General features: G+C 74.2%; 23 protein-coding genes and 1 pseudogene. 12 read left to right on the forward strand and 12 right to left on the reverse strand.

The window, feature by feature from the left end:
* The 3 genes and pseudogenes from ACFYZL_RS30525 to ACFYZL_RS30535 form a co-directional block, all read left to right on the forward strand.
* Window positions 1-105: pseudogene (locus ACFYZL_RS30525) on the forward strand (ABC transporter permease); the annotation flags it as partial.
* A 2-nt stretch (window positions 106-107) separates the two neighbouring features.
* Window positions 108-878: a sirohydrochlorin chelatase gene (locus ACFYZL_RS30530; protein ID WP_388683416.1), complete on the forward strand. Its 771-nt coding sequence runs from the start codon at window positions 108-110 to the stop codon at window positions 876-878.
* Window positions 879-1,031: 153 nt separating this feature from the next.
* Entirely contained in the window at window positions 1,032-1,397 is a 366-nt protein-coding gene (locus ACFYZL_RS30535; protein WP_384754171.1) for a hypothetical protein, read from the forward strand.
* A 27-nt stretch (window positions 1,398-1,424) separates the two neighbouring features.
* On the opposite strand, the gene ACFYZL_RS30540 is transcribed toward ACFYZL_RS30535, so the two are convergent.
* A complete protein-coding gene (locus ACFYZL_RS30540; RefSeq protein ID WP_388683419.1) occupies window positions 1,425-2,429 on the reverse strand; it encodes a ketopantoate reductase family protein in 1,005 nt (334 codons plus the stop codon).
* Between the two features lie 44 nt (window positions 2,430-2,473).
* Between ACFYZL_RS30540 and ACFYZL_RS30545 the strand changes: the two genes are divergently transcribed.
* Complete coding sequence (locus ACFYZL_RS30545) at window positions 2,474-3,319, forward strand: aldo/keto reductase (protein WP_388683422.1); 846 nt, start codon at window positions 2,474-2,476, stop codon at window positions 3,317-3,319.
* A gap of 161 nt (window positions 3,320-3,480) precedes the next feature.
* Here the strand turns inward: ACFYZL_RS30545 and ACFYZL_RS30550 are convergent, their stop codons facing one another.
* From ACFYZL_RS30550 to mgt, 3 genes are read right to left on the reverse strand one after another with little or no spacing between them, the layout of a single operon-like run.
* Window positions 3,481-3,981 carry a GNAT family N-acetyltransferase gene (locus tag ACFYZL_RS30550; protein ID WP_384754162.1) on the reverse strand — a complete coding sequence of 167 codons (501 nt, stop codon included), beginning with the start codon at window positions 3,979-3,981 and terminating at the stop codon, window positions 3,481-3,483.
* Complete coding sequence (locus tag ACFYZL_RS30555; RefSeq protein ID WP_384754159.1) at window positions 3,978-4,547, reverse strand: DUF1697 domain-containing protein; 570 nt, start codon at window positions 4,545-4,547, stop codon at window positions 3,978-3,980. Before ACFYZL_RS30555 ends, ACFYZL_RS30550 begins: the two co-directional genes overlap by 4 nt.
* A 20-nt stretch (window positions 4,548-4,567) precedes the next feature.
* Complete coding sequence (gene mgt / locus ACFYZL_RS30560; protein ID WP_388683425.1) at window positions 4,568-5,800, reverse strand: macrolide-inactivating glycosyltransferase; 1,233 nt, start codon at window positions 5,798-5,800, stop codon at window positions 4,568-4,570.
* Between the two features lie 99 nt (window positions 5,801-5,899).
* Between mgt and ACFYZL_RS30565 the strand changes: the two genes are divergently transcribed.
* From ACFYZL_RS30565 to ACFYZL_RS30575, 3 genes are all read left to right on the forward strand, one after another.
* Entirely contained in the window at window positions 5,900-6,763 is an 864-nt protein-coding gene (locus ACFYZL_RS30565) for a phosphotransferase (RefSeq protein ID WP_384754153.1), read from the forward strand.
* A 20-nt stretch (window positions 6,764-6,783) separates the two neighbouring features.
* On the forward strand, window positions 6,784-7,410 hold the full coding sequence (locus ACFYZL_RS30570; protein WP_388683428.1) for a hypothetical protein: 627 nt from the start codon (window positions 6,784-6,786) through the stop codon (window positions 7,408-7,410).
* A 120-nt stretch (window positions 7,411-7,530) separates the two neighbouring features.
* Entirely contained in the window at window positions 7,531-7,902 is a 372-nt protein-coding gene (locus ACFYZL_RS30575) for a hypothetical protein (protein WP_388683430.1), read from the forward strand.
* A 6-nt stretch (window positions 7,903-7,908) separates the two neighbouring features.
* Here the strand turns inward: ACFYZL_RS30575 and ACFYZL_RS30580 are convergent, their stop codons facing one another.
* On the reverse strand, window positions 7,909-8,511 hold the full coding sequence (locus ACFYZL_RS30580) for a DUF2867 domain-containing protein (RefSeq protein WP_388683432.1): 603 nt from the start codon (window positions 8,509-8,511) through the stop codon (window positions 7,909-7,911).
* A 96-nt stretch (window positions 8,512-8,607) separates the two neighbouring features.
* On the opposite strand from ACFYZL_RS30580, the gene ACFYZL_RS30585 reads away from it, so the two are divergent.
* Window positions 8,608-9,168 carry a TetR/AcrR family transcriptional regulator gene (locus ACFYZL_RS30585; RefSeq protein WP_388683434.1) on the forward strand — a complete coding sequence of 187 codons (561 nt, stop codon included), beginning with the start codon at window positions 8,608-8,610 and terminating at the stop codon, window positions 9,166-9,168.
* Between the two features lie 15 nt (window positions 9,169-9,183).
* Here ACFYZL_RS30585 and ACFYZL_RS30590 read toward each other — a convergent pair whose 3' ends face one another.
* Window positions 9,184-9,897 (reverse strand): 3'-5' exonuclease, encoded by a 714-nt coding sequence (locus tag ACFYZL_RS30590; protein WP_384754138.1) that lies wholly within the window; start codon window positions 9,895-9,897, stop codon window positions 9,184-9,186.
* A 116-nt stretch (window positions 9,898-10,013) separates the two neighbouring features.
* Entirely contained in the window at window positions 10,014-11,273 is a 1,260-nt protein-coding gene (locus ACFYZL_RS30595) for an SAV2148 family HEPN domain-containing protein (RefSeq protein WP_388683436.1), read from the reverse strand.
* A 278-nt stretch (window positions 11,274-11,551) separates the two neighbouring features.
* Between ACFYZL_RS30595 and glgX the strand changes: the two genes are divergently transcribed.
* Window positions 11,552-13,666 carry a glycogen debranching protein GlgX gene (glgX, locus tag ACFYZL_RS30600; RefSeq protein WP_384754132.1) on the forward strand — a complete coding sequence of 705 codons (2,115 nt, stop codon included), beginning with the start codon at window positions 11,552-11,554 and terminating at the stop codon, window positions 13,664-13,666.
* Here the strand turns inward: glgX and ACFYZL_RS30605 are convergent.
* Window positions 13,651-14,988 carry an MFS transporter gene (locus ACFYZL_RS30605; RefSeq protein ID WP_388683440.1) on the reverse strand — a complete coding sequence of 446 codons (1,338 nt, stop codon included), beginning with the start codon at window positions 14,986-14,988 and terminating at the stop codon, window positions 13,651-13,653. The genes glgX and ACFYZL_RS30605 overlap by 16 nt on opposite strands.
* A gap of 82 nt (window positions 14,989-15,070) precedes the next feature.
* Here ACFYZL_RS30605 and treY point away from each other — a divergent pair, with 82 nt between their 5' ends.
* Together treY and ACFYZL_RS30615 are read left to right on the forward strand one after the other, a co-directional pair.
* A complete protein-coding gene (gene treY / locus ACFYZL_RS30610; protein WP_384754126.1) occupies window positions 15,071-17,359 on the forward strand; it encodes a malto-oligosyltrehalose synthase in 2,289 nt (762 codons plus the stop codon).
* Window positions 17,360-18,032: 673 nt separating this feature from the next.
* Complete coding sequence (locus ACFYZL_RS30615; protein ID WP_384754748.1) at window positions 18,033-19,310, forward strand: M14 family zinc carboxypeptidase; 1,278 nt, start codon at window positions 18,033-18,035, stop codon at window positions 19,308-19,310.
* A 7-nt stretch (window positions 19,311-19,317) separates the two neighbouring features.
* Here the strand turns inward: ACFYZL_RS30615 and ACFYZL_RS30620 are convergent, their stop codons facing one another.
* A complete protein-coding gene (locus ACFYZL_RS30620; RefSeq protein WP_384754745.1) occupies window positions 19,318-19,797 on the reverse strand; it encodes a GNAT family N-acetyltransferase in 480 nt (159 codons plus the stop codon).
* A gap of 41 nt (window positions 19,798-19,838) precedes the next feature.
* The gene (locus ACFYZL_RS30625; protein WP_384754742.1) at window positions 19,839-20,405 is read right to left on the reverse strand and encodes an FHA domain-containing protein; all 567 of its coding nucleotides are present in this window, start codon (window positions 20,403-20,405) and stop codon (window positions 19,839-19,841) included.
* Window positions 20,406-20,516: 111 nt separating this feature from the next.
* On the opposite strand from ACFYZL_RS30625, the gene treZ reads away from it, so the two are divergent.
* The gene (gene treZ, locus ACFYZL_RS30630) at window positions 20,517-22,268 is read left to right on the forward strand and encodes a malto-oligosyltrehalose trehalohydrolase (RefSeq protein ID WP_388683444.1); all 1,752 of its coding nucleotides are present in this window, start codon (window positions 20,517-20,519) and stop codon (window positions 22,266-22,268) included.
* A gap of 3 nt (window positions 22,269-22,271) precedes the next feature.
* On the opposite strand, the gene ACFYZL_RS30635 is transcribed toward treZ, so the two are convergent.
* On the reverse strand, window positions 22,272-23,411 hold the full coding sequence (locus ACFYZL_RS30635) for a M24 family metallopeptidase (protein ID WP_388683447.1): 1,140 nt from the start codon (window positions 23,409-23,411) through the stop codon (window positions 22,272-22,274).
* Window positions 23,408-24,259 carry a LysR family transcriptional regulator gene (locus tag ACFYZL_RS30640; protein ID WP_388683450.1) on the reverse strand — a complete coding sequence of 284 codons (852 nt, stop codon included), beginning with the start codon at window positions 24,257-24,259 and terminating at the stop codon, window positions 23,408-23,410. Before ACFYZL_RS30640 ends, ACFYZL_RS30635 begins: the two co-directional genes overlap by 4 nt.
* Window positions 24,260-24,277: the final 18 nt, after the last annotated feature.

Here is a 24,277-nt window from a genome sequence, read left to right on the forward strand (position 1 = left end):
GCCATCATCCTCATCCTCGTCGTCGGCATCGCCATCGACCTCCTCATCTTCAGCCCCGCCGAACGCCGGGTCCTGCGCAGCCGCGGCCTCCTGGTGAAGAGCTAGTCATGGCTCCCGCTCAGGCTCCCGCCCTGCTCGTCATAGCCCACGGCAGCCGCGATCCGCGGCACGCGCAGACCGTGCACGCCCTGACCCGGCTCGTCCGTTCGCTGCGCCCGGGGCTGCGGGTGGAGACGGCCTTCCTGGACTTCGACGGCCCCTCGGTGGGGCAGACCCTGGCCTCGCTCTACCTCTCGGGCGTACGCGACGTGGTGGCGCTCCCGCTGCTGCTGACCCGCGCCTTCCACGCCAAGTCGGACGTCCCCGCGGTGCTGGCCGAGTCCACGGACCGGCTGCCGGGGCTGTCCGTGCGGGTGGCCGACGTCCTCGGCCCGTCCCCGCTCCTGCTCGAAGCCCTGGAGCGCCGGCTCACCGAAGCCGGCCTCACCCCGGCGGACCGCTCCACCACCGCGGTGGTGCTCGCGTCCGCCGGATCCTCAGACCCGGAGGCGATCGCAGCGATCGCTGAAACCGCGCGGGAGTGGCGGCGTACCGGTTGGTGCGCCGTGCGGCCTGCGTTCGCCTCCGCTGCCCTTCCCCGTACGGAGGACGCCGTACGGGCCCTGCGCGCCGAGGGCTTCGCCCGCGTGGCCGTCGCCCCGTACGTCATCGCCCCGGGCCGGCTGCCGGACCGCATCGCCGCCGGCGCGGAGGCCGCGGGTGCGGACGTGCTGGCCGGGGTCCTGGGCGAGGCCCCGGAACTGGCCCGCCTGCTGCTGCTCCGCTACGACGGGGCCGCAGCGGCCGCGCCGACCCGCCTCCCGGCGCTGACCGCCTGATCCGGGCTCCACCAGCGGCTTTAAACCGCCGTGGAGTTATGCCCAAAAGATCACTGTCCGTATCGTGGACGGTTCGGATCCAATGGGGCTCGGCGCCTGGTCAGGCCCGCCGACCGTCGGCGGCGATCCCAGTGCGCGGAAAGGGAACCCCTCATGATCCGCACCCGCTACGCCGCCGCTCTGGCCACGCTGGCCGTCACGGCCCTCGGCATCAGCGCGAGCCCCGCCTCCGCGGCGCCCGGCGACACGGTCAACATGTGCTCCAGCACGCTCACCCCGGACGGCTGGGTGGACGTCCAGTGGTGGAACAGCGGCGGTTGCGGCTCGGGCTTCAACCCCAACAGCAAGCAGATCAAGGACCTCCGGGGCTACCCGGTCGGCACCCAGGTCAACGCCTGCGCCTCCACGTGGCCCCCGGCCGGCTGGACCATCGTCAGCTCCTACTACTCCAGCGGCTGCCGCTACTCGGCCGTCCCCAGCTTCAACGCCAACACCTGGACCCTCAAGCGCACCTCCTGACCGACGGCCAGGCGCCGCGGCCGGGAGTCAGCTCCGGGCCGCGGCCTCGTCCGCGAGGGCGGTCAGGTCCGCGATGGTCATCGCGCCCGGCGGGAGCGACTCGCGGGCGAAGATGTTCGCCGCGTGCCGCAGTACGTCGTTCACGGGGGTCGGCACCCCGTGCAGGCGGCCCAGCAGCGAGATCTCCCCGTTGAGGTAGTCCGCCTCCACCGACCCGGTGCCCCGCGCCAGGCTCTGCCAGGACGACCCGCCCCGGACCCCGGCCGGCTGGACGACCTTGCCGTCGCGCGCGGCGGACTGCTCCGCTTCCGAGGCGTACGCGATGCCCGCGGCCGCGAAGGCGGCCTTCCCCTCCCGGACGGCCCTCAGCAGCAGCGCGGCCTTCGCCGGCTCCGGCTCGGGTCCCGTCGTCGCCTGGATCGCGTTGCCGAGGTTCCCCAACAGCTTCGCGTGCTTCCACCGCATCACGTCCTCGACCACCGGCGCCTCGAAGCCCGCCTTCCCGAGGTCGGCCGCGACCGCACGCACCGTCCGGTCCGCGGGGCCGCCCGCCGCCGGGCCCAGGTGCAGGATGCCGGTCAGCGGCGCGCACAGCGCCGAGACGACGCCCGGCTCCAGGAAGGTGGACGGCAGCCACACGCACACCCCGTACACACGCGCGAAGCGCCGCAGCGCGAGGCGTTCGCTCTCCACGCCGTTCTGCGCGCACAGTACCGGGAGTCGCTGCGCGGCCGTGCCGCCGCCCGCGACCTCCGCGTCGCCCCACGCGTCGAGCGCGGCGATCGCGTCCTGGGTCTTCACGGTCAGCAGCAGCACGTCGTCGGGGCGCAGTTCGCCCAGCTCGGCCGGGGCCGTGACCACCGGGAGCCGGTGCACCCGCTCCCCGTCGGCGGTCGTGAGCCGCAGCCCGTCGGCCCTCAGGGCCTCCGCGTGGGCGCCGCGCGCGACGAGGACCACCTCGCCGCCCGCTTCCGCGAGCCGTCCGCCGATGGTGGCGCCCACCGCGCCCGCTCCGATGATGATGTAGCGCATGGGAGGAGCCTGGCACACCCGGCCCTCTGGGTTACGGTCGGGGCATGGCGAACGAGACGTTCATACTCGGCGGCGACCTTCCCCTGCGGCGGCTGGGCTTCGGCACGGGCGGCCTGGTGGGCCCCGGCTACTGGGGGCCGCGCGCCGGCCGCGCCGAGGCCCACGCGCTGCTGCGGACGGCGGTCGAGCGCGGGGTCACCCTCATCGACACCGCCGACAACTACGGCCCCGACCTGGCCGAGGAACTGATCGCCGAGGCCCTTCACCCGTACGGGGAGCGGCTCGTCGTCGCCACGAAGGGCGGGGTGGTGCGCACCGGCCCCGATCAGTGGCACGTGGCGGGCAGCCCGGAGCAGTTGCGCCGGCAGTGCGAGGCGAGCCTGCGGCGGCTTCGGCTGGAACGCATCGACCTCTACCAGCTGCACCGGTTCGATCCGGCCGTGCCGATGGCCGAACAGCTGGGTGTGCTCGGCGCGTTGCGGGCGGAGGGCAAGATACGGCACATCGGTCTGGACACCGTCACCGCGGAGGAACTCCGCCTGGCGCTGGAGTCGGTGCCGATCGCCTCGGTGCAGAACGCCTACAACCTGCTGAACCGCATGTCGGCGGAGGTCCTCGCGGTGTGCGAGGCGAACGGGATCGCCTTCCTCCCGTACTACCCGCTGGGCAGCGGCTCCCTGACCCGGGAGAGCGCGGCGGCCGTCACCTCGGTGGCCGCTGCCCACGGGGCGGGCCCGGGTCAGATCGCCCTGGCGTGGCTGCTGCACCACTCCCCCGTGCTGTGCCCGACGCCGGGCACCGGTTCGCCGGCGCACCTGGCGGAGAACCTGGACGCGGCGACGATCCGCCTCACGGCGCAGGAACTGGAACTGCTGGACTCCCTCGGCTAGCCAGTGCTCTGGCCGGAAAGGTTTGCCGACTCACGGCGTCCGGTGCGGTGCATCGCAAGGCGGAGGGCCACGGCTCGTACGGGACGTACTTGCGTGGCCCGACAACGCGGCGAGGTGCCGTGCCGGGCGTCGTGAGGCGGTGAACCTTTCCGGTCAGAGCACTAGGCGTCCTCCTGGCGGTCCGACAGGCCGTAGACGGTGCAGGGGCGGTCGAGGATCGTGTCCTCGCGCAGGGGCGTGAACCCGAGGCGCCGGGCGACGGCGGCGGAGCCGGTGTTGCCGGGATGGATCATCGCGGTGATCTGCTCGAGCCCCAGGGTCCCGAAGCCCCATGCGAGCACCGCCCGCGCCGCTTCGGTGGCGTAGCCCCGCCCCCAGTGTTCGCGGGCGAAGGTCCAGCCGATCTCGGTCTCGTCGAACTGCTCCCACCAGAACAGCCCGGAGCGTCCGATCGCCTCGCCGGTGCTGAGCAGTTCGACGGCGCACAGTCCGTGACCGCGCTCGTCCCACTGCCGCCGTATCGCCCGCAGGCGCGCCGCGGCCTGCTCCGGCGTGTAGGCGCCGACGAACCGGTTGACCTCTTCGTCGGCGTGGAGACGCACCCACCAGTCGGTGTCCGCTTCGGTGAGCGGGCGCAGCCGGAGGCGTTCTGTGGTGATCATTTCGCTCGTTCCTGAAGGCCGGTCAGTTCGACGAGTTTGACGACGGTGTTCCAGTTGCGGGTCGTGGCGTCCAGGCCCTTGAGGAGGGAGGGCTTGTGCAGGGCCACGCCCAGTTCGGAGCGGCCCAGCCCGTTGGGGGCGTAGAGGTAGATGACGCGGTCGCCGAGCCGGTACTCCTCCGGGAGGTACGCGGACGCGTCGATCGCGGCGAAGCGGTCCGCGCCGGGGTCCTCGGAGAGGAAGGTGGCGTGGAGCTGCTTCCCCTCCAGCTCGGCGGCCGGGAACGGGCAGGCCTCGGCTACGGCGCGCAGGTAGTCCCCGTCGACCACCAGGCAGGCCACGGGGAAGCCGAAGTGCTCCTCGATGGCCGCCTCCAGCTCCCGGGCGAGTGCGGTCGGTTCCTCGCGCGTGCTGCCGAAGACGGCGTTGCCGCTCTGCAGGTACGTCGCCACGTCCGCGTGCCCGAGCCCCTCCAGCACGGAGCGCAGCTCGGCCATCGGGACCTTCTTCTTCCCGCCGACATTGATGCCGCGCAGCAGCGCCGCGTATTTCTTCGCCTTCGCCATGGGGGCAGCGTAGGCCCCGACTACGACAACGCGCGCTGCGGCAGCTCGGCTTCGATGAGGTCGGCGGCCCGCCGGGTGCCGCCCTCGCCGGTCATCGCCGCACGGACGGCTTCGGCGCGGACGGCGACCTCGGGGTCGGCGAGGAGTCCGAGCACGGCCTCCCGGAGCGTCGCCGCGTCCGCCCGTTCCATGGGGACGTGCCGGGCCACGCCGAGGGCTTCCAGCACGTCGGCGTTGCCGAACTGGTCGACGGCCTGCGGGACGGCGACCATCGGGGTGGCGGTGGCGAGGCCCTCCTGGCTGCCGCCGGCGCCGGCGTGGGTGATGAAGGCGTCGGCCTGGCGCAGGATGTCGAGCTGGGGGACCCAGCGGTGCACTTCGACGTTGGCCGGGACCGGGCCCACCTCGGCCTCGTCGGTGAACTTGCCGATCTGCAGGACGACGTGCCAGTCGGGCAGGTCCCCGAAGGCTTCCACGCACGCGCGGTAGAAGGCGGGCTGCTTGGTGAAGGTGGAGCCCAGGGAGACCAGCAGGACCTTCCGGCCCTCGGCGGCGGCCGGCCTGCGCCACGTGCCCTGCGTGGCGGAACGCTCGCCCTGGCAGGTGCCGACGAAGGTGTACACGGTTTCGTCGACGCGGTCCGCGTGCGGCTGGAGCGCCTTGGGGATGAGGACGAGGCTGCGGCGCGGGCGCCCCTGGAAGCGGTCGACCTGGTCACCGAGCCCGTTCTCGGTCAGCCACGCGGCGAACCGGGCGTAGTACGCCTTTCCGCGCTCGGACGCCTTCAGCGCGGCGAACATCGGCTCGGCCACCTCTTCCTCGTACCCCTCCCAGGCGACCAGGTTCGGGGAGAGGGACACGGCGGGGACGCCCCAGCGGTGGGCCAGGACGGGCGCCGGGTAGGAGGTGATGTCGTGGAGGACCAGGTCCGGCTCGTCGCCCGCGAAGGCGTCGGCGAGTTGCGGGAGGGCCTGGACGGCGTCGTGCAGGAAGGGTTCGAGGTGGTCGATGAGTTCGGTGCCCCAGGCCTCGGGGTCGTCGTCGGTGGGGAGGGTGGAGGCGTAGATCACGGGGGTGGCGCCGGTCTGCGCGACCTCGTCGGCTAAGGCGGCGGGGATGGCGTAGCTGACGCGGTGGCCCCGGGCGACGAGTTCCCGGATCACTTCGATGCTCGGGTTCACGTGCCCGTGGGCGGCGATGGAGAACATGGCGATGTGCGCGGGCTCGGTGGTCGAGGTCATGCCCCTCACCATAACGAGACGATACGTCTCGTGCAACCTGGAATGCGGGGTGCCCGGTGATCCGGATGGGAGACTGGGCGCATTGCCGACGAGCCGGATGCGGAGGACCACATGGACGAGGCGCGGGCCAGGGACGTACTGGCCGCCGCGGGCCTGGACGGCGGCGGCCGGGGCGGCGCCGCGCTGCTCTCCTTCGGGGAGAACGCGGTGTTCGCGGTCGGCGACCTGGTCGTGAAGGTGGGCCGGGAGGCGGCCCTGCTGGAGCGCGCCGAGCGGGAGTTGGCGGTGGCGGGCTGGTTCGCCGAGTACGGGGTCCCGGCGGTGCGCGCGGCCGAGCCGAAGCCCCGGCTGGTGGACGGGCACCCGCTGACCCTGTGGCACCGGCTCCCGGACGCGGTGCGGCCGGCCGGCCCCGAGGACCTGGCGGCACTGCTGCGACTGCTCCACGCCCTGCCCGCGGCGCCGTTCGAACTGCCCGCGCGGGACCTGCTGGGCGGGGTCGAGCGGTGGCTGCGGCTGGCCGGCGGGGCCGTCGACCCGGCGGACGCCGCGTACCTGCGGGCGCGCCGCGACGCCTACGCCGGCGAGGTCGCGGCCCTGACCCCGCGCCTGCCCCGGGGGCCGATCCACGGCGACGCCCTGCCCCGCAACGTCCACGTGGGCCCGGACGGCCCGGTCCTGGTCGACCTGGAGACGGTGTCGACCGATCTGCGCGAGCACGACCTGGTGGTGATGGCCCTCCAGCGCGACCGGTACGGCCTGCCCGACGGGGCGTACGAGACCTTCGTGGCGACCTACGGGTGGGACGTCCGCGACTGGGAGGGCTGCGCGGTCCTGCGCGGCGCCCGGGAGACGGCCAGTTGCGCCTGGGTCTCCCAGCACGCCCCCGCCAACCCGAAGGCCCTGGCCGAATTCCGCCGCCGGGTGGCCTCGCTGCGGGCCGGCGATCGGGAAACCCGCTGGCATTCCTTCTGAGCGCCGCCTATCAAAGGATCATGCGCTTTCCCGTCACCGTCCACCGGCCCCGGCTCGGCCCGCGGGAGTTCACGGTGATCCGCCCCGCCCGCCCGCCGGAGCACGCCCTGCTCGTCGAGGACGACCGGTTCCTCAATGCGTACGTCGACCGGCCCGCGGCGGGCCTCATCGGCGGCCTGTGGGGCCTGGCCGCCACGTCGCCGCGCGCCCTGGTCCACGTGCCGCTGCGGCGCGCCGGCGATTCGGGGGACGCCGGGGCGCGCCGGCTCGACCTGGTCCTGCTGCACCACTCGCTCCAGTTCGCGCCCTCGCGGTGGAAGGAACTGCGGGGACGGCTCGGGGCGGGCCACCGCCGCACCGTCACGGTCTGCACCGACCGGCCCGAGATCGACTGGGAAGCCCTGCACCACGCGGAGAACCGCGACCTGTTCCACCAGCACGTCCACGCCGAGACGCTGTTCGTTACGGGCAGTGCGAGGGCGTTCCGGGAAACCGCCGGCCACTTCCACGACGTGGCCGCCCATGGCCCCGGCCACACCGCCGACAACCGGCACTACTGCGCGCAGCTGGGCCACGGCGACGACAGCGCCCGGGACATCCACATCGAGTACAGCGACGCCTGGGCCGGGGAAGCGGCGCCCCGGTAGCCCCGCCGCGAGCGCGTCGCGACCGGCGTGCGACCATCACGCACCGGAACCAAAGGTTCCGGTGCGGGGTCGCGGCCACGGCCCGCCCCGCCCCCCGTCACGCGAGAAGCCGGCACCACCATGGACCACACTTCCCCGCCCGGCCTCTGGGAAGGCGCGGCGCTCCTGGCCAGGGCCGTCAGCGCACTGGCCGTGGGCGCGTGCGTCATCCGGCACATCCGTGCGGTCCGCTCCCGCGACGCCCGGCGGATCCGTCGGTCGGAGCCCTCGTTCGAGCTGCCCGTGCTCCTCGCCACACTGCTCGGCTTCGCGGCCGGTGTGCTGCTCACGGATCGCCGGGTGTCGCTGGACCGGGACACGGCGGAGGCCCTGTGCATGCCGCTCTTCGCCGGTGCGGCGACCCAGGTGCTGATGGACGGGCGGCGCCACGGCCGGCGCACCGCCGCAGTGACGGCCCTGCTGGTCGCGACGGCACTCGCGGGCGTCGGCTGACACGTCCTAGGAGCCGCTCGCGCTCCTCGCCGCGGCGCGCCGCTCCCACTCGCGGCCGATGCTCCGGATCAGCGCCGGATACACGCCCAGGTAGCGGAAGGGCTTGATGCCCAGCATGTACAGGGAGCCGAGACGCCCGTTGGGCTTGACCAGGACGGCCATCTGGCCGCGGTGGCCGCCGGATCCGTCCGGGACCCAGCCGATGTGCATCACCCCGTGCACGGTCCGGTTGGCCGTCTCCGCCGCCCACTCGTCACGGGTGAGGTAGACGGAGGTGAACGGAACCGACTTGGTGTCCGGGCCCCGGGGGCCCTCGCGGAGGTCGGCCGGGAGCCGGTCGCGCAGCGTCGGCACCCGGGCGCCGATGCCGTCGGAGGGCTTGTCCCAGCCCAGCAGGGCGCCGATCTTCCAGCGGAGCGCGAAGAGCGCGCGGCCGACGAGGGAAGGGACCGGGTCACCCTCGCCGTTCGCGAACTGGTCAACGAGCAGGGCCAGGTCGTCCGGTCCGCCCGGTGTCGGCAGTTCCCAGACGTCCTCGACGTGGAAGTCGCCCGCGATCTCGTGGATCCGCCAGGGGCGGGAGGTGTGCGCGGTCTTCGGGAGTCTCACGAGCAAGCTCCTGTCTATACGATGCCGTATAGAAGAAGGCTAGCACCCGTCTATACGGTGGCGTATAGACCAGTGGAACGTGAGGGGAGACACACCGTGGGCGTGACCCGCACACCACGCGGCAAGTGGATCGAGGAGGGCCTGCGGGCGCTCGCCGCCGGCGGGCCCGAGGCCGTCCGGATCGAGGTGCTGGCGCAGGCGCTCGGCGTGAGCAAGGGCGGGTTCTACGGCTACTTCCAGGGCCGGGGGGCGCTGCTCGACGAGATGCTCGACACCTGGGAACGCGCGGTCACCGAGGCGGTGATCGAGCAGGTCGAGAGCGGCGGCGGGGATGCCAGGGCCCGGCTGGCGCGGCTGTTCACGCTCGTCGCCGAGATCGGCGACGGCCCGGCGACGGGCGTGCCGCTCGACCTCGCGATCCGCGACTGGGCCCGGCGCGACGAACACGTCGCGGAGCGGCTGCGCCGTGTCGACAACCGGCGCATGGACTACCTGCGCTCGCTGTTCGGCGAATTCTGCCCCGACGAGGACGACGTCGAGGTCCGCTGCATGCTGACCTTCTCCGTGCGGCTCGGCAGTTACGTCGTCGCCGCCGACCACGGCACCCGCACCCGCGCGGAGGTCATGGACCTCACCACGCACTGGCTCCTGCGCTGACCCGCCGTCACCGGCTCAGACCCGGTACGGCACCACGGGCCAGGCCCGCTCCACGACCGCCTCGGGATCCGAGGTGCGCCGCAGGTAGCTCTGCAGGGAGGCCGCCTGCTCCGCCGCCGCGCGGACCTGGAGGTCGTGCAGGTCCGCCAGCCCCACCGAGCCTATGGCGGCGTGCCGCGCCCCCATCCTCCGGGCCGCGCCGGCCGCGGCCAGCGCGTCCGCCACCGCGTCGTGCGCGGCGTCGAGCGTGACCCCGTAGTGCTCGCAGAGGGCCTGGAGGGTCCGGCGGCCCTTGCGGTAGCGGTCGGCGTGCTTGTCCAGGACGAGCGGGTCGATGACCGGAGCGGGCCGGCCCGCCAGCCGCCGGCCGAGCGGTACGAGCCCGTGGCGGCGGCACTCGCGGTCCAGCAGGGACAGGTCGTACCGCGCGTTCATCACGACGAGCGGGGTGCCCTCGGCCAGCTCCTGCGCGAGCGCCCCCGTTATCTCCTCGACCGCCGGCGCGGCCGGCGATCCGTTCGCCCGGGCGTGCTCCGTGGAGATCCCGTGGATCGCCGAGGCCTGCTCCGGGATGGGCACCCCCGGATCGAGCAGCCACGTCCGCTTCCGCGAGACCCTTCCGTCCGGCTCCGTCGTGACGACCGCGGCCGTGACGATCCGGTCGTTCTCGATGTCGGTCCCCGTGGTCTCCAGGTCGAAGGCCACCATCGGCCCGCTGACCCAGCTCATCCCCGATCCCCCCATGTCGTGCCCCTCCCCCGTACGCCTTCTTTCAACGGCTTTCAGCCTGCCACGCCCCACTGACAAGCCGTCTCCCGGGTCCGGGGCGGGGGCACGGGACGGGGTCAGGACACCGGCCGGGAGTCCTCCCACACCGCTTCGAACTCCTCCCGGTACGTCGTGAACAGCCCGTGGTCCGCGTCCTTGGGGACGCCCCGGCCTCCGCCGCGCAGCACCAGGACCGGGGCCTCCATGCCGCGGGCGCGGCGCAGGTAGGACTGGACGACCGCGATGCCCGAGGACTGGCCCTCCACCAGGTAGGCCGTGAAGCGGGGGGTCTCGTCGAAGACGTGGATCTCGAAGCGCGAGGGGTCGCCCAGGCCCGCCCGGACGCGCCGGACGTGCAGGATGTTCATCTCCACCGAGCGGCTCAGCTCGCCCTTGCGCAGCCCCAGCTCCCGCTCGCGCCGCTTGATCGCGCTGCTCGCCGGGTTCAGGAACAGCAGCCGCACCCGGCAGCCGGCTTCCGTGAGCCGGACGAGTCTTCGGCCGGAGAAGTTCTGCACGAGCAGGTTGAGGCCTATGCCGATGGCGTCGAGCCGCCGCGCGCCCCCGAAGAGGTCCTCCGCGGGGAGCTGGCGCTGGAGGCGCACCCGGTCGGGGTGGACGGAGACCACGTCCGCGTACCGGTCGCCCACCAGGTCCTCGACCGCGTCGATCGGCAGCCGGTCGGCGCCCGGCGAGCCCGCGCCGCCGCCCAGGACGTCGAGGAGCCGCGCCGAGGCCCGTTCCGCCTGCTCCAGCACGGCGCGCGACAGCGCCCGGTTGCGGGAGACCACGTTGCGCGTGACCTCCAGCTCGTCCAGGGCCAGCTCGATCTCGCGGCGGTCGTCGAAGTACGGCTCGAAGCACGGCCAGTGTTGGACCATCAGTTCCCGCAGCTGGGGCAGCGTCAGGAAGCTGAGCACGTTGTCGTCGGCCGGGTCGAGCAGGTAGCCCTTGCGCCGGCTGACCTCCCGCACGGCCACGGCCCGCTGCACCCACTCCTGCCCGGCGGGGCCCGCGGCCGCGACCACCCAGTCGTCCTCGCCGTGCACCGGCTCGTAGATCGGCCGCAGCACCGCCCCGACCACCGACCGCAGCCGCTGTTCGATCAGGTTCAGCCAGATGTACGCACGACCCGCCCGCTGCGCCCGCGTACGGACCTCGCTCCAGGCCTCCGCGCCCCAGTCCAGTTCGGCGCCGGCCCGCAGGCTCCCGGCCGCCTGCGGGGCCAGGGACACCGCCGCGGCCGCCGTACCGCCGGGGGCCGCGCCCACGGCGTCCGCCGGGCCACCCTCGTGACCGCTGTCACCAGGGGGCAGCTCCAGACCTCCCGAGCTCACCCGTGCACCGCCTTCTGCGTCTGGACGCCCGTCTCCAGTGATCACGGAAGGGTACTCCGCGCGCGCGGCCCACTGCAGCCCGATGAGCCTTACACCGGTTGTCCGTTGACCCATTATCCGATGCGCAGACAGTCCGCTGACCCGCATATCAGGTCTGCGGGTCACCCGGTAGGACCCCGGCCAAGTCCCCGTGTGGGGCCCCTCTTTCGGGGAAGATCTGGCAGTGACGTGGTCCACGCCGGATCAGCTCCGCAGAATGACGGGAAGAGTCGTTATCCATGCAAGTCTGGCCTGGACAGGCGTATCCGCTCGGCGCCACTTACGACGGCGCCGGCACCAACTTCGCGGTCTACTCCGAGGCAGCCCGGCGCATCGAGCTGTGCCTCCTGCACGACGACGGTTCGGAGACGGCCGTCGAGCTGCGCGAGACGGACGCCTTCGTCCGGCACGCGTACCTGCCGGGCGTGATGCCGGGCCAGCGGTACGGCTTCCGCGTGCACGGCCCGTACGAGCCCGAGCGCGGCCTGCGCTGCAACGCGTCGAAGCTGCTCCTCGACCCGTACGCGCGTGCGATCAGCGGCAGCGTCGACTGGGGCGAGCAGGTGTACGGCTACCACTTCGGCCGGCCCGACTCGCGCAACGACCTCGACTCCGCCCCGCACACCATGAGCTCGGTCGTGGTGAACCCGTACTTCGACTGGGCCAACGACCGACCGCCGCGCCACGAGTACCACCACACCGTGCTGTACGAGGCCCACGTCAAGGGCCTCACCATGCGCCACCCCGATCTGCCGGACGAACTGCGCGGCACCTACGGGGCGCTCGCCCACCCGGCGGTCATCGGGCACCTGGCCAAGCTCGGGGTGACGGCGCTGGAGCTGATGCCGGTGCACCAGTTCGTCAACGACCACCGGCTGGTCGACGACGGGCTGAGCAACTACTGGGGCTACAACACGATCGGCTTCTTCGCCCCGCACAACGGTTACGCCTCGGGTGACCGCGGCCAGCAGGTGCTGGAGTTCAAGTCGGCGGTGCGGGCCCTGCACGAGGCCGGGATCGAGGTGATCCTCGACGTGGTCTACAACCACACCGCCGAGGGCAACCACCTGGGCCCGACGCTGTCCTTCCGCGGGCTGGACAACGCCTCGTACTACCGGCTGACGGAGGACCCGCGGCACTACATGGACACCACGGGCACCGGGAACTCCCTGCTGATGCGCTCCCCGCACGTGCTCCAGTTGATCATGGACTCGTTGCGCTACTGGGTCACCGAGATGCACGTGGACGGCTTCCGCTTCGACCTGGCGGCCACCCTGGCCCGGCAGTTCCACGAGGTGGACCGGCTGTCCTCGTTCTTCGACCTGGTCCAGCAGGACCCGGTGGTCAGCCAGGTGAAGCTGATCGCCGAGCCGTGGGACCTGGGCGAGGGCGGCTACCAGGTGGGCAACTTCCCGCCGCTGTGGACCGAGTGGAACGGCAAGTACCGCGACACCGTACGGGACCTGTGGCGCGGGCAGCCCCGCACGCTGGCGGAGTTCGCGGGGCGCCTGACCGGCTCCTCGGACCTCTACCAGGACGACGGGCGGCGTCCGCTGGCCTCGATCAACTTCGCCACCTGCCACGACGGTTTCACCCTGCACGACCTGGTCTCCTACAACGAGAAGCACAACGAGGCCAACCGGGAGGGCAACCGGGACGGCGAGACCCACAACCGGTCGTGGAACTGCGGGGTGGAGGGCCCCACCGAGGACATCGAGGTGCTGGAGCTGCGCGAGCGGCAGATGCGCAACTTCATCGCCACGCTGATGCTGTCGCAGGGCGTGCCGATGCTCAGCCACGGCGACGAGTTCGCCCGCACCCAGGGCGGCAACAACAACGCGTACTGCCAGGACAACGAACTGTCCTGGGTGGACTGGCCGGTGCCGGGCAAACCGGCGCCCGCGCTGCTGGAGTTCACCCGCCAGATGGTGTGGCTGCGGCGGGACCACCCGGTGTTCCGGCGCCGTCGGTTCTTCCACGGGCGGCCGGTGGAGGGGACCCACGACGAGCTGTCGGACATCGCGTGGTTCACCGCGCACGGCGAGGTGATGCGGGCCCGCGACTGGCAGGCGCAGAGCACCCGCGCACTGACCGTGTTCCTCAACGGGGAGGCGATCTCCGAGCCGGGCACGCGCGGCGAGCGGATCACCGACGACTCGTTCCTGCTGATGTTCAACTGTGGAGCGGACGCCCAGGAGTTCACCCTGCCGGCCGGGCACGGTGACCAGTGGCGCCTGGTGGTGGACACCGCCCGGGAGCAGGTGCCGCCACCCGGCACCGGGCCGCAGTTCGCGGCCGGGGACCGGGTGACGCTGACCGGCCGGAGCCTGGTGGTGCTTCAGCGACCGGCGTAGCCGGGGGCGGCGCCGGGGGCGGCGCCGGCGCCCGACGTGTCACCGGCCCCTCGCGGCCCGGGGGCCGCGGGCGTACCGTCCTCGCGGTCCGGGTCCGCAGGTCCCGGCACCGTCCGGCCGCGACCGGCGGGCACCCGGGTGCCCAGGGCGATCACCAGGGCGAGCGCGGTCGCCCCCACGGACACCGCGAAGGCGCCGGAGGGTCCGTACCACTCGGCCAGCCGGCCCGACAGGGCCAGGGCGATCGCCTGGCCCGCCACCAGCGAGCTGGTCGCGAAGGCCATCGACTCGGCGAGCCGGGCCGGCTCCACGTGCCGCTCGGTGAGCGCGAACGCGGTGATCAGGTGGGGTGCGACGGCCGCGCCGAGGAGGGTCACGATCAGGTACAGCCCCCACAGGCTGCCGGTGAACAGCAACGGCGCGGAGAGCAGCAGGGCGGCCGCGGTGGCCACCCGCCAACGCAGCCGGAGCCCGAAACGGGCGGGCAGCGCGCCCAGGGAGAGCCCGACCGCGGCACTGACCACGCCATTGGCGGCGTACACGATGCCCGCCTGGCCGGGCACCCCCAACTCCTCGGTGAGCGAGGCGATCCCGGCCTGGAGGCCGCCGAACATGGCGCCCTGGAGGAAGAGCGAGCCGCGCACGGAGTACACCACCCCGGCGGGCCGGGCCCGGCGCACTCCCTCGGCGCGTTCGGGCGCGGGGCCCCCGGCCACTGCGGCGGCGGTCGGGTGCAGGGCGAAGGCGGTGCCGAAGACGGCGACCAGCGCGGCCGCGCCGCCGAGGGCGACGGCGGGATGGGCGACGAGCGCGGCCAGTCCGACCAGGGCGGGACCGATGACGAACGAGACCTCGTCCATGGTCCCCTCGATGGAGTGGACGGCCCCGATGACGCCCTCGTCGGCCTTCGCGCGGTGCACGAGGGCGACGGAGCGGGTCCGGGCGAGCGGCCCGATCAGCGGGACGGAGGCACCGGTGACGGCGCCGATCACGGCGAGCGGGACGGTGCCGAGCCCGCCGAGGGCACCGACGACGAGCCCGGTGGTCGCGACGGCGTTGACGGCGGCCGCGGCGAGCACGACGGGCCGCTGTCCGCGGCGGTCGGCGAGCCGACCCAGGACCGGCCCGAAGAGCACCTGCCCGGCGGACAGCACGCCACCGACGATTCCCGCCGTGGCGAGGGAGCCACTGGTCTCCGCCACCAGCAGGACGCTCCCGAACTGGGACATCGCGACGGGCAGCCGGGCGAGGAAGGAGAAGAGCGGCAGGAGGGGCCCGGTCAGGGCGATGACTCTTCGATAGGTGTCGACGGTTGAAACCACCCGAGTCACGCTAAGCGGGCGCGGTCACCCGTATGCATTGGGCCATGGCACGGAATCCGGCTGGCTGGGTACGTACGTTCTCATGAGCCAGCCGCCGTCAGACATCCGATCGGAATCCGGTGCCCCGAAAGCCGTCACCGCCACGCCGCCGACCTCGACCTACCGGCTCCAGCTGCGGCCCGAGTTCCCCTTCGCGGCGGCCGAGGAGGCCGTGCCGTACCTCGCCTCGCTCGGCGTGTCGCACCTGCACCTCTCCCCCGTGCTGGAGGCCGTGCCCGGCTCCGCGCACGGGTACGACGTCACCGACCACTCCCGGGTGCGGGCCGAGCTCGGGGGCGAGGCCGGGTTGCGCTCGCTGGGCGCGGTCGCCCGGGCGCACGGGCTCGGTCTGGTGCTCGACATCGTCCCGAACCACATGGCGGTACCGACGCCGCTGCGACTGAACCGGCCCCTGTGGGAGGTGCTGCGGGAGGGGCCGCACTCCCCGTACGCGCGCTGGTTCGACATCGACTGGGAGGCGGGCGGCGGGCAGCTGCTGCTACCGGTGCTCGCGGGACCGGCGGAGCCCGGCACGCTGGAGGTCGCCGGGGAGGTGCTGCGCTGCGGGGAGCACGAGTTCCCGCTGCGGGAGGGGACGGCCGCACTGCCGCCGGCCGAGCTGCTGGCCGCGCAGTGGTACCGGCCGGCCTGGTGGCGGGAAGCCCGCACCTCGCTCAACTACCGCCGTTTCTTCACCATTTCCGAGCTGATCGGGGTCCGGGTCGAGGACCCCGAGGTGTTCACGGCCACCCACGCGAAGGTGCTGGAGCTCGTCCGGGACGGGCTCGTGGAGGGGCTGCGGATCGACCACGTCGACGGACTCGCGGACCCGGAGGGCTACCTGCGCAGGCTGCGGGCGGCGGTGGGCGGCGGATGCTGGGTGGTGGTGGAGAAGATCCTGGCCCGCGACGAGCGGCTGCCGTCCGGCTGGCCGGTGGCCGGGACCACCGGCTACGACGCGCTGCACCGGGTGGACGGGGTGTTCACGGATCCCGCAGGCGCCGCGGAACTGGTCGGCCGGTACCGCGAGTTGACGAGCTCACCCGACTGGGAACGGATGGCCGGGGCCTGCGCGCGGGAGGTGCTGACCGGCGACCTGGCCGCCGAACTGGCGGCGCTGGAGCGCCGGGCGGGCTCGGAGCTGGCGGACGCCGTGCGGGAGCTGCTCGTCGCCTACCCCGTGTACCGGCCGTACCCCGGGGATCCGGAGCCGGCTCCGGCAGCGACGCTGGAGCGGGCCGCCGCGGTGGCGGGTGCCGTGGCGGGTGCGGATGCGGTGGACGGCGTACGGGAGCTGCTGGCGCGGGACCCCGCCTTCGCGGCCCGCTTCGCCCAGACCTCGGCGGCCCTGCGCGCCAAGTCCCTGGAGGACCGGGCCTTCTACCGGTACGCGCCGCTGCTGTCGGCGACCGAGGTCGGCGGGGATCCGGGACGCCCGGCGGTGCCGGTGGCGGAGTTCCACGCGTACTGCGCCGAGCTGGAGCGGGAGTGGCCGGGCTCGGGGACGGTGCTGTCCACGCACGACACGAAGCGCAGCGCGGACGTCCGCGCCCGGATCTCCGTGCTGTCCCAGGCGCCGGCCGCGGCGGACCCGCCCGTCGCCGGACCCGACGCCCAGCTGTCGTGGGTGGCCCGGCAGACCGCGCTGGGCCTGGGGCCGGTGCCGGATGCCGCGCCCCGGCTGGCGGAGGCCCTGCTCAAGGCGGTCCGGGAAGCCGGGCTGCACACCAGTTGGACCGAACGGGACGAGGCCTACGAGGCGGGCGTCGCCGGGTACGCCCCGGCCGACGCGGACCTTCCGCCGGAGCTCGCGGAGGCCGCCCGGGCCAACCTGCTCGGGATGGCGCTGCTACACCTGACGATGCCGGGGGTGCCGGAGGTCTACCAGGGCGCGGAGACGGAGTACCGGGCGCTGGTAGACCCCGACAACCGGCGCCCGGTCGTGTTCCCGCGGGAGGCGCTGGCCCGGCTCGACAGGGGGGCCGCGGCCGTCGGCCCCGCCGAGGAGAAGCTGGCCCTCACCTCCGCCCTGCTGCGCCTGCGCCGCACCCGCCCCCACCTCTTCACCGGCTACACCCCGCTGGCGGCCCGGGGGCCGGCGGCGGAGCACTGCCTGGCCTTCGCCCGCTCGTCCGGCCTCGTGGCGGTCGCCACCCGCCTCTCGCACCGGCTGGCCGGGGCGGGGGGCTGGCGCGGCACGGTACTGCCGCTGCCGCCGGGTCGGTGGACGCCCTTGCCCACCGGGGGCCCGCCCGCCTCCCACACGGGCGAGGCACCCCTGTCCGCCCTCCTGTCCACCCAACCGGCGACAGCCCTCGTCCGCACGGATTAACCGCGGACCGGGACGGGGCCCACCTCACCCCTACGGCGCTCCGCGCCCGCGCCTCAAACGCCGGCGGGGCTGTATTCGGCCGCTGCCGGCCCCGCCGGCGTTTGAGGCGCGGGGTCCCGGGCGGTGCCCTGGGTCTTTGCGCCGCCAGGCGATTCCAGCCCGTCCGGCGTTTGAGGACCGGGGTCCGGGGCGGAGCCCCGGGTCTTTCAGCCCCGCCGGCGTTTGAGGCGCGGGTCCGGGCAGAGCCCGGGGAACGGTGGAAGGGCGGGTAGGGGACCCGCTCCGCGCAGCGGCACCCCGTTCCCGGGCCGCAGGGTGGGCCGGCGGGGTCGGGTGTGCGCCGGGGCACCTCCTCGGGCGTCGAACCGGGTGCGGCACCGGTCAGCGGAACGGGTTTCGTTCGACGCCCTGCGGGGGCGCCCCGCCGCACACCCGACCCCGCCGGCGCGGGAGTGCCAAGGGGGGGCCGCCCCCGCCGAGCACCGGCGTTCGACGCGCCGCCGCACCCGACCCCGACGGCACGGGGCCCGCCGCCCGCGGTAGCGCGCGGCCCCGGCGGAACCCGGGCGCCCGCTTCGGCGGCGTCACCGCGGCTTGGGAAGGGGCCTTGGCCAGGGGTTTCACCGAGGGAAGTTCGGGACGCGCGGAGCAGTAGGCGGGCGCCCCGGCGGGCATGGCATCACTTGTGACCCTCCTCAGTGACACGCGCTACCCCACACCACACGAACTCGCCCTCACCGCAAGGGCCCTGGCCGACGAACACCCGGGCGACGCCCGGATCCGCCGGGCCGGTACATCCCGGGCCGGGCAGCCGCTCTGGGTACTGTCCCTCGCGCCGACGGGGCACGACGGCGGCCGGGGCGTGCTCGTCGTCGCCGGAGCCCACGCCAACGAGCCCGTCGGCGGGGCCACCGCGCTGGCCCTGGCGCGGCGGCTGCTCCGCGAGCCCGCGCCCCGGGTCGGCTGCGGCTGGCACTTCCTGCTCTGCGCCGACCCCGACGGGGCGGCCCTGCACCGCACGCCCCGCCCCTACTCGCTCCTCGACTACCACCGCAGCTTCTACCGGCCTCCCGGGCCCGAACAGCCCGAGTGGGCGCCGTCTTTACTGCCTCCGGACCGGCTGCCGCCCGAGACCCTGGCCCTGACCGCGCTCATCGACGAACTCCGTCCCGTGCTCCAGGTCTCCCTGCACGCGACGGACCTCGGGGGCTCCTGGGTTCAGCTCACGCGGGACATACCCGGTCTCGCGGAGCCCTTCGGCAAATCGGCCGCCGAGCTGCGCATCCCCGTGGAGAACGGAGCCTCGGACGCCGCCGGCTGGCCCTCCCCCGGGCCGGGCATCTTCGTGATCCCGGAGCCGGGGAGCGCGGCCGCCGGGGCCTTCCACCCGGAGGACACGCGGCTCAGCACCTGGTACCACGCGCATCGGTACGAGGGCACCACCGCCATCGTCGAGGTCCCCATGTGGGCCTCCGACCTGGTGGGCGATCCGGCGCCGCACCCCGACCCGCGCGGCGCCCTGCGGCTGCTGGCCGGCCGGCTCACCGCGGACGCCGGGCCCGTCGCCCGGGCCCGGGAGGGGGCCGCTGCCGGGGCCGACGCGACGGCCGGGGCCCTGCTGCGCGCCGTGGACTGGACCCTCTCGCTGATCCCCCGGATCGCCGCGGAGTGGACCGGCTCCGGTGCGCCCGCGGAGGCCACCGTCGCGTACATCGCCAGCATCGACGCCTTCGGGCGGCGCCTGTCGCTGCGCGCCGCCGCGATGCTGCTGAGGGTGCTGCGCGCGCAGGGCCATCCGGCGGCGCCCGGCTTGGACCGGCTGGTCACGGGGTGGTGCGAGGAGTTCTCGGCGCGCTTCGGGGCCCGCTGGGTGCCGGTGGCCACGCAGGTGGAGCACCAGTCCCGTACGGTCCTGGCTGCGTACGAACGCCTCGTGGCGGCCGGGCGGTAGCCCGTGCTCAGGCTCCGGCGGGCTCCGTCGGCAGCGCGTACCGGCGCTTGGGCCGGCCGGTGGCGCCGAGCCGGTCGTAGAAGCGGATGGCGCCCTCGTTCCAGTCGGGGGTCTGCCATTCGACGTGGTCGAGGCCGAGCTCTCGGGCCAGGCCCCGCACCGCGTCCATCAGCGCGGCTCCGAGACCGTGCCCGCGGGCCTCCTCCGCGAGGTAGAGGCAGTCCATGTGGAGGTAGTGGCGGCCGTCCCAGAAGGCGAACTCGGTCGAGCAGGCGGCGTATCCGGCGACCTCGCCGTCCGGGGTCTCGGCGAGGAGCACCCACAGCCGGGCGTCCTCGGCGAAGAGCTGCGGGCCGAGCCGTTCGGCGAGCCCCGGCGGGCGCGGGTCGGACTTCTCGTAGGCGACGTGTTCGTGGATCAGCTCGACCAGACGCGGCAGGTCGGCGGGGCGTGCCCGGCGGACGACGGGGGTGGGGTGCGGTTCCATGGCGCCCATGCTGCCTCAGGGGTGGACGGGAGTTCGACGACCTAGCCCGCCGAGAGGCGGAAGGCCATCTTCCCGAAGCTGATCTGGTCCCCGGCGCGCACCAGCGCGGAGCCGGTGACCCGGATCCCGTTGACCGTGGTCCCGTTGGTCGAGCCGAGGTCGCGCACCACCCACACCCCGCCCTGGATGCAGAGTTCGGCGTGCACGCGGGACACCGTCTCGTGGCTGAGCCGCAGGCCGTTGCCCGGGTCCCGGCCGATCCTCAGGGGCATCGAGCTCGGGTGCGGGAGCAGCAGTTTGGGGAGCTTCTCGGCCGCCCAGGCGCGCCGGACGCCGACGCTCACGGCGGAGGCCCGTCCGACCCAGCCGAACAGTCGACGGGTCCATCCGCTTTCGGCGGTGCCCGCCCTGGTCTGGAGATCGGCGGTGAGGACGGCGAGGTCCTCGGAGCGACGGGCGACCAGGGCGAGTTCCATCCGGCGCAGGAACGTGTCGTGGGACAGCTTCCCGAGGGCCGCACCCTCCCGGAGCTGGCCCAGCGCCCGGTCACGCTCGGCATCGGAGAGCCGTGGCACGGGGTAGGCGGGGAACTCGAAACTCGACGTCACAGGGTGATTGTCGGCCCGTCGGGGGCGGAGTGTCCAGAACTCCCCCGCCGCGCCCGGAATGATGGGCAGGATACACATGCTGGACACCGCCGGAGACGAGGGGACCCGTCCGTGCAGTTCGAGGTGTGGGCACCACTGACAGGTCGTGTCGCCTTGCGACTCGACGACGCGACCTACGACATGACGCGCGATCCGAGCCGCGACGGCTGGTGGACGGTCGAGGCGCCCGCCGGGGACGGCAGCCGGTACGGGTTCCTGCTGGACGCCGAAGCCGTCCCGCGGCCCGACCCCCGGGGCCGGCGGCTGCCGGACGGCCCCGACGGGCTGTCGGCGGTGGTGGACTTCGCGACCCTCGCCGCCCCGGCGCCGGCGCCGCCGCCCCGCACCCGGCTCCAGGACGCCGTCCTGTACGAGCTCCACGTCGGCACCTTCACCCCCGAGGGCACCTTCGACGCCGCCGCCGACCGGCTCGGCCACCTCACCGACCTCGGCGTCACGCACGTGGAGCTGATGCCGGTGTGCTCCTTCCCCGGCCGGCACGGCTGGGGGTACGACGGGGTCGCGCCGTGGTCGGTGCACGAGCCGTACGGCGGCCCCGCCGGGCTGGCCCGGTTCACGCAGGCGGCGCACGCGGCCGGGTTGGGCGTGGTGCTGGACGTGGTCCACAACCACCTCGGCCCCTCCGGCAACCACCTCCCCGCCTTCGGTCCGTACTTCACCGACACGCACCACACCCCGTGGGGCGCGGCCGTGAACCTGGACGCGTCCGGCTCCGACGAGGTGCGCGCGTACCTCCTGGGCAGTGCGCTGGCCTGGCTGCGCGACTACGGGATCGACGGACTGCGGCTGGACGCGGTGCACGCGCTCGCCGACGGGCGCGCCCTGACCTTCCTGGAGGAACTCGGTGCGGCCGTGGACGAGTTGGCGGCGGACACCGGGCGGCCGTTGTTCCTGATCGCCGAGTCGGACCGGTGCGATCCGCGCACCGTCACCCCGCGCGCCGACGGGGGGTTGGGGCTGCACGCCCAGTGGAACGACGACTTCCACCACGCCCTGCACTGCGCGCTGACCGGTGAATCCCAGGCGTACTACGGCGACTTCGCCGAGGCCCCGCTCGCCGCGCTCGCCAAGACCATGACCCGGGTCTTCTTCCACGACGGCACCTGGTCCTCCTTCCGGGGCCGCACCCACGGGCGGCCGGTGGAGCGGCGCCGGACGCCGGCGCACCGGTTCCTCGGCTACACGCAGACCCACGACCAGATCGGCAACCGGGCTCTCGGAGACCGGCTTTCCGCCTCGCTCTCCCCCGGCCTGCTGGCGTGCGCCGCGACGGTGGCGCTGACCGGGCCGTTCGTACCGATGCTGTTCATGGGCGAGGAGTGGGGGGCCGGGACCCCCTGGCAGTACTTCACCGACCATCCCGACCCGGAGCTCGCCGAGGCCGTACGGGCGGGACGGCGGCGGGAGTTCGCGGCGCACGGCTGGAAGGCGGAGGAGATCCCGGACCCGCAGGACCCGGCCACCCGGGACCGCTCCCGCCTGGACTGGGCGGAGCCCGGACAGGGCGCGCACGCCCGCCTGCTGGCCTGGTACCGCACCCTGGTCACGCTCCGCCGCACCCACCCGGACCTCCGCGACCCGGACCTGGCCGCGGTCCGGGTCGCGTACGACGAGGAGCGGCGCTGGCTCACCTTCCGGCGCGGGGACGTCCGGGTGACGGTGAACCTGTCCCCCGAGCCGGTGACGATCGCGCTCGGCCGCAACGGGGTGCGGGTGCTGGCCGCCTGGGAGCCCGTCGAACACCCGGGCGCGGACGGGCGGATCCACGTACCGGGCGAATCGGCCGTCGTGCTGGGGCCGTGACCGCTACTCGACGATCGCGAGTTCGCGCGGGGCGTTGTTGAGGCGGCGCCCGCCGGCCTCGGTGACGGTCACGATGTCCTCGATGCGGACGCCGAAGCGTCCGGGCAGGTAGACGCCCGGCTCCACGGAGAAGCACATGCCGGGGACGAGCGGCTGCTCCTCGCCCTCGACCATGTACGGGGGTTCGTGGGTGGTGACGCCGATGCCGTGGCCGGTGCGGTGGATGAAGCGGTCCCCGTAGCCGAATTCGGTGATCACGGCGCGGGCCGCCCGGTCCACGTCCTGGCAGGAGACCCCGGGGCGGACCGCCGCGAAGCCGGCCTGCTGGGCCTCGCGGACGATGTCGTGCACGCGCTGCTCCTCAGGGGTCGGTTCGCCCACGTGGACGGTGCGGGAGATGTCGGAGCCGTAGCCGTGGCGCAGGCCGCCGAAGTCGAGGACGACCATGTCCCCGCGCCGGATGACCCGTTCGCCGGCCTCGTGGTGCGGGTTGGCGCCGTTGGGGCCGGAGCCGACGACGGTGAAGTCGACCTGGGAGTGGCCGTGGGCACGGAGCAGGGCGGCTAGGTCCTCGGCGACGTCGGTCTCCCGGCGGCCCGCGAACGGGACGTGGAGGATCTGCTCGTAGGCGGCGTCGGCGGCCTCGCCCGCCGCCGCGAGCCGCTCCAGTTCCCGTTCGTCCTTCACGGCGCGGAGCATGGGCAGGGCGTCGGTGAGCGGCACGTAGGAGCTGGCCGGCAACTCCCTCTGGAGGCCGAGGAGATGCAGGGCCCAGGTGTTGTCGCTGACCCCGAAGCGGCCGGCGACGTCCAGCAGCGGGGCGGCCACGGCGTACGGGTTCTTCCCGTCGGCCCAGTCCCGCAGGGTCAGTGCGGGGGCGCCGGCCGCCTTGGCCGCGTCGGGGGCCTCCAGGGCGGGCACGACGAGGACCGGGTCGTGTCCGGCGGCCAGGACGAGGAGGGTCAGCCGCTCGGTCTCGGCGGTGGGGCGGTAGCCGGTGAGGTGGGCGAGGTCGGGCCCGGGGGCGATGAGCAGCCCGGCGAGTCCCGCGTCGGCGGCGGTCTGCGCGGCGGAGGCCATCCGGGCGGCGTAGTCGTCGGCCGTGAAGGGTGCCGCGTCTGGGGATGTGGCGTCACGTGTCATACGGGCGATCCTGCCGTGAGGCGCCCGGCGAGCGCAGCGGCCGCGCCGGTCGGGCTGCCGGGCGAGAGCAGCTCCGTACGGTGCACGAGGCGGGGTGCGGACACGGGTACGGCGACCCCCGCGCCGGCGGCCTCGGCGACGCGGCGGGGCAGCAGTACGAGGCCGTGACCGGCGGCGGCGAGGGCGCAGAGCCCGTGCAGGTCGGTGCCGTCGTAGCGCAGGGAGGCCACGCGGGCGGAGTTCAGCGGCGGGGTGCACAGGCCGGGGGCGTCGAGCCAGCGCGCGTCGACGAGGTCGTCCAGCCGCAGGGAGGCCCGGCCGGCGAGGGGGTGTCCGGCGGGCAGCAGCACGGCGACCTCCTCCTCGTCGACGCCGGTCACCGTGAGCGGGGCCACGTCGGGCAGTCTCAGCGGGTCGCTCGGCGCGGCCGGTCCGTCGACGAGCCCCAGGTCGCAGCCGCCGGTGGCGACGGCCGCGGGCACCTCGGCCGGGGGCACGACCCTGAGGGTGACGCCGGTGGCGGGCAGCGCCGCGAGCAGCCGCGGCCCGACGGCGAGGGGGGACACGGCGAGGGTGACCCGCCCGGGCGGGGCGGCGGCCAGCCGCAGCACGTCGGCCCGCGCGGCGTCGAGCCGCAGCAGCAGCGGCCCGGCGTGCTCCAGCAGCCGCGCGCCCGCAGGGGTCGGCGCGACGGGCCGCCGGCCGAGCAGCTCGGTCCGCAGGTCGGCCTCCAGGCCGGCGATGTGCTGGGAGACGGCGGACTGGGTGTAGCCGAGCTCCCGGGCGGCGGCGGAGAAGGAGCCCAGCCGGACGACGGCGACGAAGGTACGGAGGAGGTGCGGATCCATGGCCCCAGCATGCCGTTC

Origin of the sequence: Streptomyces sp. NPDC001717 (genome assembly GCF_042892775.1) — a bacterium.
Taxonomy (GTDB): Bacteria; Actinomycetota; Actinomycetes; order Streptomycetales; family Streptomycetaceae; genus Streptomyces.